Annotated in this window: 16 protein-coding genes; 5 read left to right on the forward strand and 11 right to left on the reverse strand. The window is 62.0% G+C overall.

All coding sequences use genetic code 11. The annotated features are described in order from the left end of the window. Positions 1-244 precede the first annotated feature (244 nt). The 6 genes from IB273_RS11235 to IB273_RS11260 form a co-directional block, all read right to left on the reverse strand. Positions 245-952 (reverse strand): recombinase family protein, encoded by a 708-nt coding sequence (locus tag IB273_RS11235; protein ID WP_318652477.1) that lies wholly within the window; start codon positions 950-952, stop codon positions 245-247. Positions 953-1,509: 557 nt separating this feature from the next. Further along, positions 1,510-2,235, reverse strand: a complete 726-nt coding sequence (locus tag IB273_RS11240; protein ID WP_192224086.1) for a hypothetical protein — start codon at positions 2,233-2,235, stop codon at positions 1,510-1,512. 160 nt (positions 2,236-2,395) lie between these two features. Beyond that, entirely contained in the window at positions 2,396-3,034 is a 639-nt protein-coding gene (locus IB273_RS11245) for a hypothetical protein (RefSeq protein ID WP_192224087.1), read from the reverse strand. A 240-nt stretch (positions 3,035-3,274) separates the two neighbouring features. Continuing rightward, positions 3,275-4,777 carry a tyrosine-type recombinase/integrase gene (locus tag IB273_RS11250; protein WP_192224088.1) on the reverse strand — a complete coding sequence of 501 codons (1,503 nt, stop codon included), beginning with the start codon at positions 4,775-4,777 and terminating at the stop codon, positions 3,275-3,277. Positions 4,778-5,463: 686 nt separating this feature from the next. Then, positions 5,464-5,811, reverse strand: coding sequence for a carboxymuconolactone decarboxylase family protein (locus tag IB273_RS11255; RefSeq protein WP_017522075.1), 348 nt, complete (start codon positions 5,809-5,811; stop codon positions 5,464-5,466). Positions 5,812-5,954: 143 nt separating this feature from the next. Then, entirely contained in the window at positions 5,955-6,437 is a 483-nt protein-coding gene (locus IB273_RS11260; protein WP_151187979.1) for a GreA/GreB family elongation factor, read from the reverse strand. A gap of 124 nt (positions 6,438-6,561) precedes the next feature. On the opposite strand from IB273_RS11260, the gene IB273_RS11265 reads away from it, so the two are divergent. Continuing rightward, the gene (locus IB273_RS11265; RefSeq protein WP_192224089.1) at positions 6,562-7,005 is read left to right on the forward strand and encodes a hypothetical protein; all 444 of its coding nucleotides are present in this window, start codon (positions 6,562-6,564) and stop codon (positions 7,003-7,005) included. A gap of 6 nt (positions 7,006-7,011) precedes the next feature. Here the strand turns inward: IB273_RS11265 and IB273_RS11270 are convergent, their stop codons facing one another. Beyond that, positions 7,012-7,467 (reverse strand): RcnB family protein, encoded by a 456-nt coding sequence (locus IB273_RS11270; protein WP_192224090.1) that lies wholly within the window; start codon positions 7,465-7,467, stop codon positions 7,012-7,014. Between the two features lie 264 nt (positions 7,468-7,731). On the opposite strand from IB273_RS11270, the gene IB273_RS11275 reads away from it, so the two are divergent. The 4 genes from IB273_RS11275 (at position 7,732) to rmuC (ending at position 11,087) form a co-directional block, all read left to right on the forward strand. After that, complete coding sequence (locus tag IB273_RS11275) at positions 7,732-8,100, forward strand: antitoxin Xre/MbcA/ParS toxin-binding domain-containing protein (RefSeq protein WP_045210335.1); 369 nt, start codon at positions 7,732-7,734, stop codon at positions 8,098-8,100. Beyond that, positions 8,101-8,865, forward strand: coding sequence for an RES family NAD+ phosphorylase (locus IB273_RS11280; protein ID WP_192224091.1), 765 nt, complete (start codon positions 8,101-8,103; stop codon positions 8,863-8,865). 77 nt (positions 8,866-8,942) lie between these two features. After that, positions 8,943-9,152: a hypothetical protein gene (locus tag IB273_RS11285; protein WP_139791670.1), complete on the forward strand. Its 210-nt coding sequence runs from the start codon at positions 8,943-8,945 to the stop codon at positions 9,150-9,152. 570 nt (positions 9,153-9,722) lie between these two features. After that, entirely contained in the window at positions 9,723-11,087 is a 1,365-nt protein-coding gene (gene rmuC, locus IB273_RS11290; protein WP_192224510.1) for a DNA recombination protein RmuC, read from the forward strand. A gap of 123 nt (positions 11,088-11,210) precedes the next feature. On the opposite strand, the gene IB273_RS11295 is transcribed toward rmuC, so the two are convergent. From IB273_RS11295 to IB273_RS11310, 4 genes are all read right to left on the reverse strand, one after another. Then, a complete protein-coding gene (locus IB273_RS11295) occupies positions 11,211-12,557 on the reverse strand; it encodes an NAD(P)/FAD-dependent oxidoreductase (RefSeq protein WP_192224092.1) in 1,347 nt (448 codons plus the stop codon). Positions 12,558-12,644: 87 nt separating this feature from the next. Then, positions 12,645-13,535 (reverse strand): metal-dependent hydrolase, encoded by an 891-nt coding sequence (locus IB273_RS11300; protein ID WP_192224093.1) that lies wholly within the window; start codon positions 13,533-13,535, stop codon positions 12,645-12,647. An 8-nt stretch (positions 13,536-13,543) separates the two neighbouring features. Further along, complete coding sequence (locus tag IB273_RS11305; protein ID WP_192224094.1) at positions 13,544-15,316, reverse strand: SDR family oxidoreductase; 1,773 nt, start codon at positions 15,314-15,316, stop codon at positions 13,544-13,546. Continuing rightward, entirely contained in the window at positions 15,313-16,197 is an 885-nt protein-coding gene (locus IB273_RS11310) for a M24 family metallopeptidase (RefSeq protein ID WP_192224095.1), read from the reverse strand. The genes IB273_RS11305 and IB273_RS11310 overlap by 4 nt, the downstream gene beginning before the upstream one ends. Between the last annotated feature and the right edge of the window lie 222 nt (positions 16,198-16,419).

A 16,419-nucleotide genomic window follows, 5' to 3' on the forward strand; every position in this document is an offset into this window, starting at 1 on the left:
TCCTAAGCTCTAGGTCTGCAACCGCTCTTGATTGCCTGAATACTAAGTCTGCCATGTGATTCCTCTGGTGCTGGTTCATCGCTTTTTCCTTCCCCCCCGGCGGAAGCCACCTTGCTCATCGACGGCGTTCTGGATTTCCAGTATGGAAAATAAGGAGTCGTTGTGCGAGGTTCTTAACACAGCATAACTCGCCTAATGGGAATCTTAATTATTCTCAAAATAAGGTTGTGCGCCTCTGAGATATTCAAGCCAACGCAATGTCGAGCTTGGCAAGCAGTCGCTTCACTTGAGTTGCATTCCAATCGCCGCCACGGGCAGCAGACACACCACGTTCATTCAAGCACTGAACGACAGAGGCGAGTGTCTTGCAACCTCTGTACATGCACGACTCGATAGCGCCCCTGTACTGCTCTGCCTTGGCGTTCGAAGCTGCTACGTGAACATTCCTAGCCTTGGCTGCTTGCGTTGCATTCTGAGCCTTCTGGAGCGCCTGAGAGCGATTGTTGATCTTGGCTTGAGCAACAGCATCACCATTGTCTGCACGCACCTTGAGAGAGGCTAGGGCGTCCTTGGTGCGTTGGCTGATGAATGTGCGTTCCTGCTCGGCCAGCATGGCGTATAGGTGCAATTCCAGCGTCTTAGCGGCTGGCATCGTAGCCACTTTGAACTGGTGCGTTTCCATCAGTGCGGCGATATGGCTAACGCGACGGCTCAGACGATCAAGCTTGGCGACTACTACAGGGACACCGTGAGCGAATGCCTTGGAGCCTTCCGGACGTTCCAGCGGATGCACTGAGCCAGAGACAGCTACGTCTACATATTCAGCAATGATGTTCCAGCCTTGCTGAGTTGCCGCTGTCTGCACGTAGTCGCGTTGAGCCTCGAGGCCAAGGCCGCTTTCACCTTGCCCTTTGGTCGATACTCGGTAGTAAGCAACAACGTTCATTTTCATCATCCGGGCCGTGCGTCGATGTGCACATTTTCAGCTTGCCCAGATGAATTGTCAATTCACTAACGTTCGTTGGAGAAATGACATTAATGGTGAGCCCTGAAAGGACAGTTTGACAATTGCTCAAAAAGTGAACAATTCAATTCCGTCGCATTATAAATAGAGCGAGGTAGGAGGCTGGCCGGGAGACAATCAGGGGGGGGGGGGCGATTCGAATCCGTCCGGATAGGCGAACTGGTAATCGGTTTCAGGAGGTTTTTCCGGAATCAGGTTATGGCGTGAGAAAAAGGGCTTTGCTTAATATTCTGCTGACGGACCCCTTGATTTGTCTGGTTTGCACCAATGATCCCTATGCTTTCGGCCACTTCAGACCTGCTGATCTGATTGGTTTTCGCACGGTTTAGGTGGGGTTACGCACCGAATGCGTTGTATGTAGCGGGATAATCTCGGTTGTAGCGACTGGGGATTCGTGTCCGAGCGATGAGGCCGATGGTGATATTCCCCCGAACTAGGCGAGCGTGTGGGAGCGAAAGCGTTTCAGGCTCTCGCTCCTTTGCACGCTAGTGCTGATACTGGAAGGTAGGAGTCATCGCGTTAGCATTGGAGCGCAGTCGATCTGCGTACTTGATCAGTGCTCGTACAACGCGAAGATCAGGTGCAATCTCTCGCAGGTAGTCGCGAAGGTGATTGTCAATCACGTTGGCCTTCAGTCTCTGCCAGTCGCAATGGGCTTCCAGTGCATCCGTTCTCCACTCACCGAGCTGGGGAGTGTGCTTGTGCACAATCTCGGCTTGGAATCCGCCGCCGAATTTGGTGACTCCCGGATACCCTGATCGTGGTGGCTCCCGTCGCCATCGTACGACCATATTAATGTTCGGGGGTACGAAGCAGCAGGTATCAGGGCTGTAGACTCTGTTACCCGGCGTGAGGATGTCTTTGTCCAGTTCGTATCCAGCGATGCAGTTCTGGTCAAACCAGACCTTAAAGTCAGAGTACCTGTGCCAGCATGGTGCTACGGAACAATCAGTGTAGGTTGCACGTGATCTTGTTGAGTTCTCGTTGTAGCAGCGGTCAAGCATGCCTTTCCAGACGATGTGCGACCACTCATCAGCACCGAGAGTGTCTGTGACGTCATCAATACCGACACCGTATAACAAATCATCTTTCGGTTTGTCGGTGGTTGGTTTCGGTAGGGTGAACAGGATTGGTGCGTAGTCTGGGGTTCGTGATTTCGAACCTTTACCACTGGAAGGAAGGGGTTCTGGTGCTTGTGCTGCATAGGTCATATGGCCTCCTTGTTGAGTTGTTGGTATTCCTCTGGTGAGTGGAACTGTTCGACGTGCCCGTCGAAATGTTTTCTTTAGTAATAGGAGTTTGCTCAAGCCCTTGTGCCACGGGGCTTGCAGTCAGTTTTTTTCGTAGCTTTTTTGAGAAAATTACGCAAGGCTAAGCTACGGCCTTCAGTGTGACATTGGCAGGGGCTGATCTGTTGCTTGCTGGATTCAGGTACCAGTCCTTTATGTACTCCTCCCGTGCATGGTCACCACCCCGGAAGATCAGCCGAGGATTGACTGTCAGCTTGATCTCACCCATGCGAATGCCACCCTGTCTTGAGGTGCAGACTCGGGCCGTGTTGGTGCTAATCAGCGGGCTCAGCTTCTTCATCAGATTTGATTCTGATGTGCCCAGTGCTTTCGCCAGATCGGCTTGACGCATGATGATGATGTTCCGGTACAGAACTAGTCCGTGCAGCTTGCGAAGAATGTTCATCATCGGCAGGGTGATTCGGCAGTCCAAGCCTGTCCGACGCCATACACCATGCGCGTAGTCCTGAGCGTCGATTAGGGCGTGAAGCGTATGTGGAGGCAGCTTGCGCCGGTCAACGTGTTTCAGGAGCGCGTTTAGGTCGTCAGCACACCGGCACTTGCTAAGTTCGGGCTGATAGTCAGAGCGTTCGCTGAGCACGGAAGGCTTGTCGTCGTAGCCGAAGACTTCACCGGTGAACTTGTCTATGACAAAGCCGTTAATGGTGATCAGAGTGGTGTTGCTGGCGGGAATTGTGGTGCAGGGGATAGCTTGAAGCATGGTGGGTCTCCTTGTTCAGTTCATTTCGATAGGCAATTCCTCTCGGGGTGTGCCGTGATTGGTTTGGTAATTCGTGGGCCATGAAAAACCTCCTGCAATTTCCGAGCGTTTGAGCGCATCGTTGTTGCGAGGAGGTTTCGAAATTTATGTCTGCTCACTGAAGCAGCCGATTATGTTCCCACAAACTCCCATGCCTGTCCAGCGATATTTACAACAGTCGCCAAAGTGTGCTTGGTGCACTTATTCGCGGAGATGATCGGGACTGATAAGTGGGAGCGAGAGCTTGGAGATGGCTTCTAGCTTTTGTGCTGAGGATGCTCCTTGCGAGTAGACGTCAAAGGTGATGGTTCCTGTTTCATGACCGACTAATTCGGCAATGAGCGTGCCCTGAACACCTGCTCTTACTAGTTGGGTGATGACAGTCTTTCGGATGGAATGAAAGACGTGTTGCGGGCCAAAGCCATGAGCCTTCTTGAGTCTCCCAAAGGCTTTTGAAAGGGCATCCGACCGAATGCCGTACTTGTTCTTGCATTCGGATGGTACGAGGTAGCCATCGGTGGAATCGCTGACGAGACGATCAACCACGGGGAGCAGGGCGGGGTGAACTGGAACTTGCCGGATGCCGGCAGCAGTCTTGCTGTCCACAATATCGAGGCTCGGGATTCCGTCAGGTCTGATGACGTGCTCGACCTTCAGTTGGCAGAGCTCTTCGATCCGAGCACCTGTGTACGCACCAAGAAGGATCAGGTCGGATAGCGCCGTGGGGCCGTCAGCTAATGCCGCATTATGAAGCTTGCTGATGTCAGCGAGATCGAAGTCTTTTCGTTGAGCGTCAGCCCGAGCCTTTCCTCTCACTTGCGGTAGCTCGTGGTTCTCGAACGGATTCGCCCGGTCTTTAAATTCTTCTCGCCAGCGTGACTCGTGCTTCAGTGCCCACTTCCAGAAGACATTGCCAGCCAGCAAATACTGAGCAAGCGTCTTGCTCGACAGCTTGAGTGAATCCATCCATGCAGACACGCTGTCAAAGTCGAGTGGGAGACTCTCTTGGGACAAGTACGCTGACAACTTCTCCAGCTTCGATTGCTGCTGATCGATTGTCTTGATGGCGACATTGCGTGCTTCTCGGTGCTGTCGGAAGGCGGCAATCCGCTGCTTGGTGATGGGGGACTTGGCCTTGTAGGCGGTAGGGTCAGTCAGGATGGCCTGCATTTCCTCAGCTTCTGCCGGGCTGAACTCGTTGACTGCTGCGGTCAGTCCGCCAAAGGTTTCGAGCAGCAGTTTGTGAGCAAAGTCATACAGGGCCACCTCGCGGTCCAACCCCAGCAGAGCGTCGACAGCATCTGCTTCAGCACGCCGTCGCCTTCCGGCTTCGGTATCACTGAAGAAGAGTTGGTGGAGTTCCTGGAGCGCGTCAGGTTCAATGGCAGGAAGTGGCTTCGTCTCTCCAAGCACTGCGTCTGTCTTTCGCTGACGGAAGATTCGAGAGAAGTCCTGAGCATCAGACGCGATAACTTCCTTCCAAGCGTCTCCACGGTTGGCCTGTTTGTTTCGTGCAGCTCGAAACTTCGCCTTCCATGCCGCGAGTACAGGCAGGCGCCTGTCCATGGCCTCAGATCGCAATCCGGTCTTCAACGTCTGGATCAGAACCTTTTTCCCGCCCATCGCTTGCCGTACATCAGCAGGAACAGCCAGTCGTACGTACCAAGTGGATTCGCCTTTCTTCTGGATCAGATTGTCAGCCATAGGTGGGCACGTGCAGGGGAGGAGTACAGCAGATTGTACTACTCAGTTGTACTACTATTCGAGCTGAAAGCCTCAGTGCGACGGGGTTTGTGGGCTCTGGAGGTGGTTATGGTGAGTCCCTATCTCTCCGCCATTACATATGGCCGAAGCCCCTGAAATTCTTAGAGTTTCAGGGGCTTTGTCTTTTCTGCGTCCTGAAAATCCCCGCCCTTCGCTCCATTACCCGCAATACCCATCCATCTTCTGCCGATTCCCCGCCGTGGGATTCGCCTGGTACTGCTGCCGCCAGAACTGGCACGGCGCGCTGTTGAAGCGCTTTTCCTGCTCCGATTTCTCCACTTGTCGATTATGCTGTTCCTGTGTGGCCTGCTGGCGTTGCAGGTACTGCCGGAACATCTCTTCGTTACTGCGCGCTGGCGGGGGACTGGTCGAAGTTTCCGCGGATGGTTGCGCGAGGCGGGTGACGACGGCAGGTGGCAGGTCGGGCTAGATCAGCCAGGCGGTGGCGGCGACGGCCAGGCAGCCGAGCCAGATGCCGGCGGCGATGGCGAGGGTGAGTTTCCAGAATCCGAAGGTGGGCTGCGACATGGGCTGAGGCTTTGGCTGGCTATGCCCCACTGATAACTCATCCGAGCCCTGAAGGGAAAGGGGCAAGCCCGCGGCGCTGGGGCGCCGCGGGCGGGTGCTCACTTCGGAGCGGCAGCGGACTCGTAGGCTTCCAGGGCGCGCAGGGAGTAGATGTAGGCGGCGCCGGCATTGAGGGAGATGGCGGTGGCCAGGGTCTGGGCGATCTCGGCTTCGGTGGCGCCTGCCTTGCGCGCGGCCTCGGCATGCACGCCGATGCAGCCGTCGCAACGGGTGGTGATGGCCACGGCGATGGCGATCAGTTCGCGGGTCTTGGCATCCAGAGCGTCGCCGTCAGCGGCAGCAGCTTCCAGGGCCTGGTAGGCAGCGATCATCTTCGGGTGTTTCTTGCCCAGGGCGCCGAAGGCTTTCTTCACGGCGGGGACGTACTCGGACCAGTTGAACAGCATGGTGCTTCTCCTTGAGGCCGGGAGGGATGGGGTGTGGCCTTGAAGCTTAGTCTGCGTCAGCCGGCGTGCCGGGTATTGTCTGTTCCGCTCAGATTTTTCATCGATGCTCTCGACTGCTTTGCGGCAGCCCGGCACACGACCTGTCAGCGGGCGTCGAGGATTTCGTAGCGCTGGCGGGCGCTGCCGGTGCCGACTTCCACTTCGTCGCCAGGGTGGCGATGAAGCAGCGCGCTACCCAGCGGTGCGCGGGTAGTGATGACGAGGATTTCGCTGCCTTCGCATTGCACCTTGAGGCCGGCGCCATCCGGGCCGATGAAGACCCAGCGCTGCTGATCTTGCTCGTTGACCAGTTGCACCAGGGCACTGGTCTGGATGCCTTGTTCTTCATCGAAGTCGCGCAGTTGCAGGTTCTCGAACAGCGCCAGGGCGTGGCGGATCTCCTCCACGCGGCGCGACTGGCCGGCGGCAAGGTAGGCCGCTTCCAGGCCGAGGGTGTCGTACTTGTTCTCGGCGATGTTCTCCTCGTGGGTCGCGGTCTCGTGGGCCGTCTGTGCGGCGCGCACGGCGATCTCCAGGTCTTCGGCGAGGCGGGCGAGGATCAGTTGGTAGGCGCGTTTCTTGTCCATGGCGACAGGCCGGAAATAAAGGCGCCTATCCTAGGGGCTTTGCCAGGCCGTGCGAAGGAGCTTTCAAGATTTTCCTGTGGTGGCCGATACATCGGCTGAATTCCCGGAACAAAGGACATCCGGCATGAGTCTTTCCATCACCCCTGCCATCCAGACTTTTGCCACCCAGCTACGGGTGGCAAGCGATGCTGGTGCATCGGCTGGAACTGCCAATGAAAGCGCCGGCAGCAATACCGAAAGCCCGCGTCTGCAGGCTGGCGGCACGGCACCGAGCGGCAAGAGCAGCAAGAGTTCCGGCAGTTCCGGAAGCTCCAGCACGGCGGTCGAGCAATTACAGAAGCGCCTGAAGGAATTGCAGAAGCAGTTGCAGCAGGAGCAGCGCGAGCTGGCCGAGGCGCAGCAGCGTCATTACTCCTCGGAGGCCGAGCGGACCGCTGCGCTGATGGCGCTGCAAAGCCGCATCGCCAGCACCAGCGCCGCCATGCAGCAGACTGCTGCCGCGCTGGCCGAGGCGATCCGCAAGGCCGGTGGCAGTGGCGCCGGCTCGATGGTCAGTGCCAGCGCCTGAGGTGAATCAGTAACCGCTGAGGATGTTGACGATCACGCCGCTGGCAATGGCGACCAGAATGTAGTCGCCGTTGACGTACAGCCAGCGATGGTCGCGCGGCGGGGCGTACAGGTGGCGAGCGTGCCAGTCGGTGACCCAGTAGCGGTCGCCGCGATAGTTCGGCTCCACGACCACACCGCGGCGCCAGTCGCGATGAGGCACCGGCATGCCGGCCTGCGGACGGAAGTCCGGGTTGCGATAGGCATGGGCGTTGTGCTGGACGGGGCGTGCCTGCTGGTTGTAGCCGCCCTGTGGCGCGCGCTGCGGCTGCGGCTGCTGGTGCTGCTGTTGCGGCCCGCGGTTGTCCTGCCGGTTCGAGCCGTTGTTCGGGCCATTGTCCGGACCAGGGCCGGGCTGGGCGAAACTGGCCAGCGGGCTGCCAAGCATCAGGGCAGCACAGAGCAGGGCGACGGACTTCTTCATGGTGTTCTCCTGGCGCAACCGCAACGGCGGTGCGTATTTCTGCTTTCATCGTCCCGGACGATCCGGGTATTTCATCTGACCGCAGTGCTGAGTCAATGAGTGCCAAGGCTAAGTAAATGTCTGGTAAAGAGTTTTTCCAGTTTGTCAGCTTGTGGATACAAAGCCGGGCATGAGTCGCCGGCAGACGGCTGCGTCCTTTCGTCTTTGTGCGTCTTCAGCATTTAATGGTATGTTTGCAGCAAATGCACTGGATGGAGTTTCGCCATGAGCGCTCTGCTGAAGGAAAACCCGGTCGCCGATGCCGTCCTGGCGAAGGCAGTACTGACTGCCCGCGAACACCTGGCAATGACCCAGCAGGAACTGGCTGCCATCGTCGGTGTGGACCGCAGTGCAGTGAGTCGCTGGAAGCAGAACGGTCTGCGCGTGGACAGCAAGACCGGCGAACTGGCGCTGCTGCTGGTGCGCATTTACCGCGCGCTGTTCGCGCTGTTCGGCGGCAACCATGAAGACATGCGCCACTTCCTGCGCACCGAGAACCGCCACCTGGGCGGCGTGCCGTTGCAGTTGATGGAGCAGGTGCAGGGCCTGGTCGCGGTGGTCGAATACTTGGACGCCATCCGGGGCAAGGTCTGAATGTCCTTCGCAGCCGGCGCCCGTCTTTGGGCGAAGTATGAGGATTGGGTCGTCGCTCCCATTCGTGGGCGACTGGTACGTCTGGTGGAGAGCCAGGGCCAGGTAGCGACGTTGCAACTGGTGGACACCCTGGAGGAGCAGGCGCTGCTCGAGGAGTTGCTGGAGACCAGCAAACCGCGCATGCCGCCACCCGCCGAGCCGCTGCACTATCTATTGAAGACACCGTTCCGCTATCCACCGCTGCGCTGGGGCTCGCGCTTCGGCCGGCGGCATGAGCCGAGCCTGTTCTATGGCGCGCTCAAGCTGGAAACGGCCATGGCGGAGTCAGCCTTTTACCGCTTCGTCCTCTGGGAAGGGATGGCGACGCCGCCGCCCAGTGGGCGAATCCTTTCCGAGCATGCTTCGTTCGAGGCGCGTTTCCAGGTGCAGAAAGGCGTGCGCCTTCATCTGCCGCCGTTCCGTGAGCACGAGGCGCTGCTCGACCCGCAGGATTACAGCGTCACCCAAGGGGTGGGTAGCGCCATGCGCGATGCGGGTGTGGAAGCGTTCGAGTATCGCTCGGCGCGTTGCCCGCAAGGCGGTATCAATGTGGCGTTGTTCGTTCCTGCGGCGTTTACCGAGAAGCGTCCGCGGAACCTGATGCCGTGGCTGTGCGAGACGACTTCCGAGTACGTCGCCTTCAAGCATGCCCAGGTGCCCGACAGCCCGCGACTGTACCGGCGTGAGCAATACCTGGTGGATGGCAGGCTGCCGCATCCGGCCTGACCGTTCATCGTTTTGCCACTGTCGTGTCATGGTGAGCGGTGTATGTTTCGGGATGGCCAAGCAGGGAGCGCCAGACCATGGATATACGGATAGCCGTCCATCCCAGCGATGATCGTCGCTGGCGCGTGTACCTCAACCAGTTCTTCTACGACTGCAACAGCCGCAGTGCTGCCGAGCGCATTTATGCGCGGGTCAGCGCCGCCGAGCGGCAGTCGATTCAGCTTCCCGAACCACCCCGCATCGTCCGGCCGCAGCGACTGCCGCGCCGGCAGGTTCAGATCGCATGAAATTCTCCGGGTAACGGCGTCGGAAGACGGAGCTTCCGGCGCGCGCGTCGCCTGTGTTGAATGCACTGTCTGCCTGAGAATACTTCCTATCCACTGCCCTGAAACGGGGCGGTCGGCTGCTGCGTGGCGCGCACTTGTGCACAATGCTGACGCACTCTGTCAAGTCCCCGAAACATTGCAGTTGGCCACCCCGTGAATTTCCTTGCGTTTTTTAACTTATTGAAAAATAAAGGAAATTTCTATTGGTGAAAAAATCACCAATCTGTCACACGGCCCCAGTTCACTGGGGGTATGGGCTGTTTTAAGCAAGTTCTCCACTGAGTTATCCACAGCTTCTGTGGATTGTCCCGAGCGCTTGCTCAGGAGCCTTGTTCCAGGGCCTTTACAGCGGACGAGGGCTCATCGCGCGGGTGACTGTTAGACTGGCGCGATCCATTGCCACACCCGGAGCTCTGCATGCCCCTCGATCTTTCCGCTCTGTTGCTCGGTGCGCTCGCCGGATTGCTGCCCATGGCGGCGCTTGCCTGGCGTCTGCAGGCGCGCAGGGTGGAGGTGGAGCAGGAGGCAACCCTGTTGCGCGAGCGCCTGGCCACCGCGCAACTGGCACAGGACGGGCTGTCCGCCCAGGCCGAGGCGGATCGCGAGGCCTTCCAGCGCTTGAGCGGCCGGCATGGTGAGCTCTCCGCCGAGGCAGCGGCATTGCGTCGTGAGGTCGAACTGGGCAAGGACGAGCGCGCGCGCCTGGGTAACGCCGAGCAGGACTGGCAGGCCGAGCGTGCCGACAAGGAGGTCGAACTGCGCCGGCTCTCCGCCGAGCATGCGGCGCTCTCGGCCGAGCTGCGCGAGCAGCAGGAAAATCACCAGCAGCGCCTGGGCGACCTGCAAGCGGCGAAGGATGACCTGCGTGCCCAGTTCGCCGAGCTGGCCGGGAAGATCTTCGACGAGCGCGAGCAGCGCTTTGCCGAGTCCAGTCAGCAGCGCCTCGGGCAACTGCTCGACCCACTGAAGGAGCGCATCCAGTCCTTCGAGAAGCGCGTGGAAGAGAGCTACCAGGCTGAGGCCCGTGAGCGTTTCTCGCTGACCAGGGAACTGGAACGCCTGCAGCAGCTGAACCTGCGCCTGGGCGAGGAAGCCACCAACCTGACCCGCGCGCTGAAGGGCCAGAAGACCCAGGGCAACTGGGGCGAACTGGTACTCGAGCGGGTGCTGGAGCATGCCGGCCTGGAGAAGGGCCGCGAGTACGAAACCCAGGTCAGCCTACGCGCGCCGGACGGCGAACGCTTCCAGCCGGACGTGCTGATCCGCCTGCCCGGCGACAAGCAGGTGGTGGTGGATGCCAAGGTCAGCCTGACGGCCTACCAGCAGTTCATCGCCGCTGATGACGACGTGATTCGCCAGCAGGCGCTCAAGGCGCACGTGCTGTCGCTGCGCAGTCACGTGAAGGGCCTGTCCGACAAGGATTACCGTCGCCTGGAGGGCCTGCACAGCCTCGATTTCGTGCTGCTGTTCATGCCGATCGAAGCGGCATTCTCGGCGGCGCTGCAGGCCGAGCCGAACCTGTTCCAGGAGGCCTTCGAGCGCAACATCGTGATCGTCAGCCCGACCACCCTGCTCGCGACCCTGCGGGTGATCGACAGCCTGTGGCGCCAGGAGCGGCAGAACCAGAACGCCCGCGAGATCGCCGAGCGTGCGGGGGCGCTGTACGACAAGTTCGTGCTCTTCGTGCAGGACCTGGACGAGATGGGCACCCGCCTTCAACAGCTGGACAAGACCTACGCGGCGGCGCGCAACAAACTCTGCGAAGGACGCGGCAACCTGATCAGCCGCGCCGAGCAGGTGAAACTGCTTGGCGCGCGGGCCAGCAAGAGCCTGCCGACAGACTGGCTGGAGCGGGCACTGAGCGATGATGTGCCGCTGGTGGAAGAGGGCGAGTAACGCGGGCCTGCGTTATCGCCTGAACACTTGATCCTCCCTGCAGGAGCGGCCTTGCCTGCGATCGCGCGCATGGAGCGTTCCTGCGGGGATAGCCGGTCACGAATATGCGCCGCAGGCAGCCCCTCAGAACAGCGAGTAGGGCTTGCCCGCCGTTCCATCAGCGAAGCGCCGCAGCCGGAAGGCATGCAGGTCCATTCCGGCTTCGCCCTTGTGAATCCACTGGCTCATCAACTGACCGACGATGGGCCCCATGGCGAAGCCATGGCCGCAGAAGCCGGTGGCGATCAGCAGGCCTGGCACTTCCGGCGGAGCGTCGAGCACCGGGATGCCGTCGGGCAGCACGTCGATCAGGCCGGCCCAGCTTTCCACCACCTTCACATCGCGCAGCGCCGGGAATGCCTTGGCGAGATTGGTCTGTGCCTGGAAGACGCGCGAGGTGTTCGCTTTCACCTGCGGATCACGCTCGCCGAGGACCGGGCCGTTCACGCTTCTTTCCGAGCCGGGCAGGCGCTGGCGCAGGTCGTGGAACAGCGCGCCATTGAGCTTGAAGGAGAAGCCCTCGCGGTGTTCCGGCAGGTGCGGCAGGTAATGTCTGGCATCGCGCAGATAGTCGAGATTCAGGTCGATGTCGGCCTGGGTTTCGTCGGCGAGGTTGATGCTGCCGTCGGCACGCTGGCGGAAGCCGATGCCGTGGCCGATGAAGCTCTGCGCGCCGACATCCGGGCCGGGGCTGGTGCGCGAGACGGTGCAGCGCACGGCCTGTTGCGGCAATGTCAGTCCTAGGCTCTGCACCAGGCGCCAACTGCTGGCACCCGCGCAAACCAGCAGCTGTCGGGTTTTCACATAGCCGCGCTCGGTCTGCACACCGCAGATGGCGCCGGCTGCGCGATCGATTCCAGTGACGCCGCAGCCTTCGACGAACACGGCACCGCGCTCGATGGCCCGCAGTGCATAACCCGGAGCGACGCGGCGTGGCTCGGCCTGGCCGTCGTTGGCGGTATAGAGCGCGCCGCGGGTGGGATCGCTCAAGGCTGGCATCAGTTGTGCGACTTCCGCGCGGCCCAGCAGCCGGGTGCCGAGTCCGAAGTTGGCGGCGACCTTCAGCCAGTCCTCGTACTTGTGCTGCTGCTCCGGCGTTTCAGCCAGGTACAGACAGCCACCCTGACGCCATTCCAGCGGTAGTTGCAGCTCCTCTTCAAGACGTTCCCACAGCGGGATCGCCGCCATCATCAGCGGCACTTCCGCCGGATCGCGCGCCTGCTGGCGGACGAAGCCCCAGGCGCGGGTGGACTGCTGGCTGGCGAGGCCGGTCTTGTCCAGCACCAGCACGCTCAGGCCAAGGCCGGCGAGCTGCCAGGCGGTGGCGCAACCCATGATGCCGCTGCCGGCGATGATCACGTCCACCTGCTCCGGCAGACGCTCCACGCGGGAGGACAGGGCGGAGTGAAGCGGGTAGGTTCCCATTGGCATACGCGGCATCCCTGAATCGAGTAACGGATGCCGCAGTATGCGATCGGCGCGCGCCGCGCATCCACTGCGCGGGCGCGCCGGCAGGCCTTACGAAGCGCGCGCGGCCCGGTTGGCTGCCGGCGAGCGGGCGAGGTAGTCCAGCGCTTCCTGGGTATTGGCCTCGTGGTCCGGGTGGTACCAGGGCTTGAAGTAGCGCAGGAAACTGGTGGCTACCGAGCTGATCTTCGGCAGCACGCCGGACTTCGAGCCGTCGCGCCAGATCGCCGCAAAGGAACGCGGCCGGGCGATGCTCGGGTCCTGGCGCGACAGGGTTCGGGTGCCGAAGGCGAACAGGTAGATGATCAGCGGCCAGACCACGAACATCCACAGCTGGCGGCTGACGAAGGTCCCGCCCAGGTGTACGTGCAGGTCGTGCGCAACGTTGCGGTGCTCCACCTCTTCGGCGCCGTGCCAGCGGAACAGGTCCAGCAGCACCGGGTCGGCCTTGGCGCGGTCCAGCGCGTCGGCCTCCAGGATCCACTTGCCGAGTACGCAGGTGAAGTGCTCCACCGCCGCGACGATGGCGCAGCGCTGGCCGATCCACCAGCGCTTGAGCCAGGCCGTGCGATTGAACAGGGTAAGGCCCAGCGGCGTATCGCTGAGCAACTGCTCGAACAGGTAGTCCATGACCTTCAGGTAGCGCGTCGAGTCGATGCCGTGGTGGCTCAGGTAGCGTTCCAGCGCGCCGTTGTGGGCGCGGGCATGCATCGCCTCCTGGCGGATGAAACCCTGCACGTCGTCGCGCAGACGGCCTTCCTTCACGAAGGGCAGGGCCTTGTTGTACAGCCGGCAGAACCACAGCTCGCCGGCCGGCAACATCATGTGGATGACGTTGACCACGTGCGAAGCCTCGGGCTCGCCGGGAATCCAGTGCAGGGGCGAGTCGCTGTAGTCGAACTGCACCTTGCGTTGCACCAGCTTGTGATGAGGGTTGTTCATGGGGATTCTCAGGCAGTCAGGTTGAGGCGGGCGAACAGGCGCGACAGCCAGGGCATGAAGCGCCATTGCAGGGCGCCCAGATGCACTTCGCTGCCAACCTTCACCACCGGCTGGTTGCGTTCCACTGCGCGGGTGATGCGTTCGCCGACGGTGTCCGGGCTGAGCCGGCGCCGACGGTAGAAGCGCTGTACCTTGGCGCGGTGTTTCGCCTGTTGTTCGTCATCCAGTCCGGCGAAGCGCGTGGCCTGGACGATGCCGGTATCGACGAAGCCCGGGCACGCCGCGCTGACGCCGATGCCATTGCCCGCCAGCTCGGCGCGCAGGCACTCGCTGAGCATCAGCACCGCCGCCTTGCTGGTGGCGTAGGCCGGGTAGTTGCGTGACGGCGCGAAAGCCACACCGGAAGCGACGTTGACCAGGTGCCCCGGCTTGCCGCTCTCCACCATCTGCTTGCCGAACAGCCGGCAGCCGTCGATCACGCTCCACAGGTTGATGCGCAGCAGGCGCTCCCATTCCTCCGGGGTGGTCTTGAGCATCGGCCCGGCCATGCCGATGCCGGCGTTGCTGACCACCACGTCGGGCACGCCGAGGCTGCTCTTCACCCACTGTGCGAAGCGTTCCATGGCGGCGCTGTCGCCCACGTCCACGTAGTAGCTGTAGGCGCTGGCCCCCACCGCGCGGGCCAGTTCGGCGCTGCGCTCGGCGGCGGCCGGGTCGATGTCCGCTGCCAGTACGCTGGCGCCGCGTTCGGCGAAGCTCAGCAGGGTCGACCGCCCGATGCCGCCGCCGGCGCCGGTGACCACCACCAGCTTGCCGGCGAACGGGCCGGCGCCAGGTTTCAGCGCGGCGCGCTGCAGTTCCGGCGTGGCTTCGCCGCCTTCGATGTGGCTGACGAATTCGTCGATCCAGCCGCCCAGGCGGGCTGGTTCGGCGAGCAGTTGCCAGTGCCCGGCAGTGACGTCACGGCGCCACAGGCGCGGCGCCCACAGCGAGAGTTGTTGGAACAGTTGCTGGCCGACATAGCGGTCGCGGGTCGGCACGATGAGTTGCACCGGCACCTCGGTATGGCGCTTGCGCGGCTTGAAGATCGAGGTGATGAAGTTGGCTCGGTAGAGCTTCACGCCGTGCTCGCCGTCGCTGGCCTGGTGCGGGTTGCGTGCCGGGTTGCGGATGCCTTCGACCTTGCGCAGGTACTGCGGCCAGGCCTTGGCCGCGCCGAAGCGCCACGACAGAGACGGCAGCAACGGCAGATGGAAGTAGTAGATGTACCAGGAGTGCAGCAGTTGGCTGGCCATCTGCAGCAGCGCGCGCGGTGTCTTGCGGCGCAGGCGGTCGCGCATCCAGAAGCCGACGTGGTCCAGGCAGGGGCCGGAGACGCTGGTGTAGGAGGCGATGCGCGCGCGCAGCTGTGGATCGGTGACGCTCTCCCAGGTCTGGATCGAGCCCCAGTCATGGGCCACCAGGTGCACCGCGCGCTGCGGGCTGACCGCATCGAGCACGGCCTTGAGGTCCTGGCTGAGCAGTTCCAGGCGGTAGTCGCGGGTCTTGCGCGGCTTGTCCGATTCGCCTGCGCCGCGCACATCGTAGGCAACCAGTTGGAAGCGCCCGGACAGGCGACGGATCAGCGGCAGCCAGACTTCATGGTTGTCCGGATAGCCGTGGACGAACAGCACCATCGGCAGATGCGGTTCGCCCCAGCGCCACACGGCCAGGCGTACGCTGCCCGATTGCACGTCGAGGCGCTCCGGTGTTGGCAGTGCCTTTTCCAGCATCGCGTTCATGCCACCTCCCGCCGCGCCGGAGCGCTGACCAGGCTGCGGGCGATCCAGCGGCGCACGTGGGGCAGGTCGTCGTCCAGCCAGTAGGCGTCGTCTGCGGTGACCACCAGCAGCTCCTCGAACTTGGCGCCCACGCCGCGCAGCCCCAGGTGTGGCTCGACCGCCCAGAGGCCGGGTGTCGGGGCGTGTTGCGAGCGGTCGTTGCTCGACCACAGCGGTGACCAGCCTTCGCGGCGGCCGGTGACCAGGGCGTTCTTCATCAGCGTGGCAATGTTGCGCACGCCGAAGCGCGCCAGCGAGGGGCCGCTGTCCCGCGCGCCGAGTTTTTCCACGCGGTGGGCCAGCACTTCGAAGGGGTAGGCCTTGTGCCGCGGCAGGGTGCCCTGGCGCTGGCAGAGGCGGTCGACCGACTGGCTGACTTCGGCCAGCGGCAGGCGCCGGCGGACCTGTTCGACGATCAGGTTGCGGTGCGCCAGCAGGTCGTCCATCAGGCGCTCCACCAGCAGGTTGTGGCCCAGTGCGCCGGAGTAACCGACGTCGGCGGTGTAGGCACCCAGGGTCGGCGCGCAGTCGAGGATGAAGGGCATGCCTTCTTCAAGACGCTGCTTGCCGGGGTAGAAGGCCAGGTTGAAGCCGCCCAGGTGGCGCAGGCCGTCGAAGCCCTTGAACGAGGTGCGCGGGCCGAACCAGGCGAAGGGCTGGTGGAACCAGTCGCGCACGCCGTGATCGAGCAGCCAGGTCTTCATCAGGGCGGCGGTCTCGCGCTCGCTGATGCCCGGACGCAGTTCGCCGGCAATGGTTTCGCAGCAGCGGTAGGCCAGTTGCTGAGTCTCGCGGAAGTGCCGCAGGTCTTCGGGGGTGGGCACCCAGGCGCCTTGGGACATGACTTTCTCCAGGCTGGTTGTTGTTATCGTGACATTGAGCAATGTCACGATCGATGCTGACCCATTGGCGGGCGATGCGCCATGCCGTGCGTGCCGGGCCTTGAGTGTTACCGGGGCGCGGAGCCGCTGGCGGCGCGGGTTGTGGAGCGGCGGGGGATTTGCGGCGGGTGCAGGTCCCGTCTTTGGTTGGGCTGCAGGGCAGTGCGGCGGATCACTTTGGGA

Origin of the sequence: Pseudomonas sp. PDM19 (genome assembly GCF_014852215.1) — a bacterium.
In the GTDB taxonomy this organism is placed as follows: Bacteria; Pseudomonadota; Gammaproteobacteria; order Pseudomonadales; family Pseudomonadaceae; genus Pseudomonas.

Excerpts from the sequence above, each read along its gene's own strand:
- IB273_RS11235 (WP_318652477.1), bottom strand. The coding sequence starts at position 952 with ATGAAAATGAACGTTGTTGCTTACTACCGAGTATCGACCAAAGGGCAA.
- IB273_RS11240 (WP_192224086.1), bottom strand. The coding sequence starts at position 2,235 with ATGACCTATGCAGCACAAGCACCAGAACCCCTTCCTTCCAGTGGTAAA.
- IB273_RS11245 (WP_192224087.1), bottom strand. The coding sequence starts at position 3,034 with ATGCTTCAAGCTATCCCCTGCACCACAATTCCCGCCAGCAACACCACT.
- IB273_RS11250 (WP_192224088.1), bottom strand. The coding sequence starts at position 4,777 with ATGGCTGACAATCTGATCCAGAAGAAAGGCGAATCCACTTGGTACGTA.
- IB273_RS11255 (WP_017522075.1), bottom strand. The coding sequence starts at position 5,811 with ATGCTGTTCAACTGGTCCGAGTACGTCCCCGCCGTGAAGAAAGCCTTC.
- IB273_RS11260 (WP_151187979.1), bottom strand. The coding sequence starts at position 6,437 with ATGGACAAGAAACGCGCCTACCAACTGATCCTCGCCCGCCTCGCCGAA.
- IB273_RS11265 (WP_192224089.1), top strand. The coding sequence starts at position 6,562 with ATGAGTCTTTCCATCACCCCTGCCATCCAGACTTTTGCCACCCAGCTA.
- IB273_RS11270 (WP_192224090.1), bottom strand. The coding sequence starts at position 7,467 with ATGAAGAAGTCCGTCGCCCTGCTCTGTGCTGCCCTGATGCTTGGCAGC.
- IB273_RS11275 (WP_045210335.1), top strand. The coding sequence starts at position 7,732 with ATGAGCGCTCTGCTGAAGGAAAACCCGGTCGCCGATGCCGTCCTGGCG.
- IB273_RS11280 (WP_192224091.1), top strand. The coding sequence starts at position 8,101 with ATGTCCTTCGCAGCCGGCGCCCGTCTTTGGGCGAAGTATGAGGATTGG.
- IB273_RS11285 (WP_139791670.1), top strand. The coding sequence starts at position 8,943 with ATGGATATACGGATAGCCGTCCATCCCAGCGATGATCGTCGCTGGCGC.
- IB273_RS11295 (WP_192224092.1), bottom strand. The coding sequence starts at position 12,557 with ATGCCAATGGGAACCTACCCGCTTCACTCCGCCCTGTCCTCCCGCGTG.
- IB273_RS11300 (WP_192224093.1), bottom strand. The coding sequence starts at position 13,535 with ATGAACAACCCTCATCACAAGCTGGTGCAACGCAAGGTGCAGTTCGAC.
- IB273_RS11305 (WP_192224094.1), bottom strand. The coding sequence starts at position 15,316 with ATGAACGCGATGCTGGAAAAGGCACTGCCAACACCGGAGCGCCTCGAC.
- IB273_RS11310 (WP_192224095.1), bottom strand. The coding sequence starts at position 16,197 with ATGTCCCAAGGCGCCTGGGTGCCCACCCCCGAAGACCTGCGGCACTTC.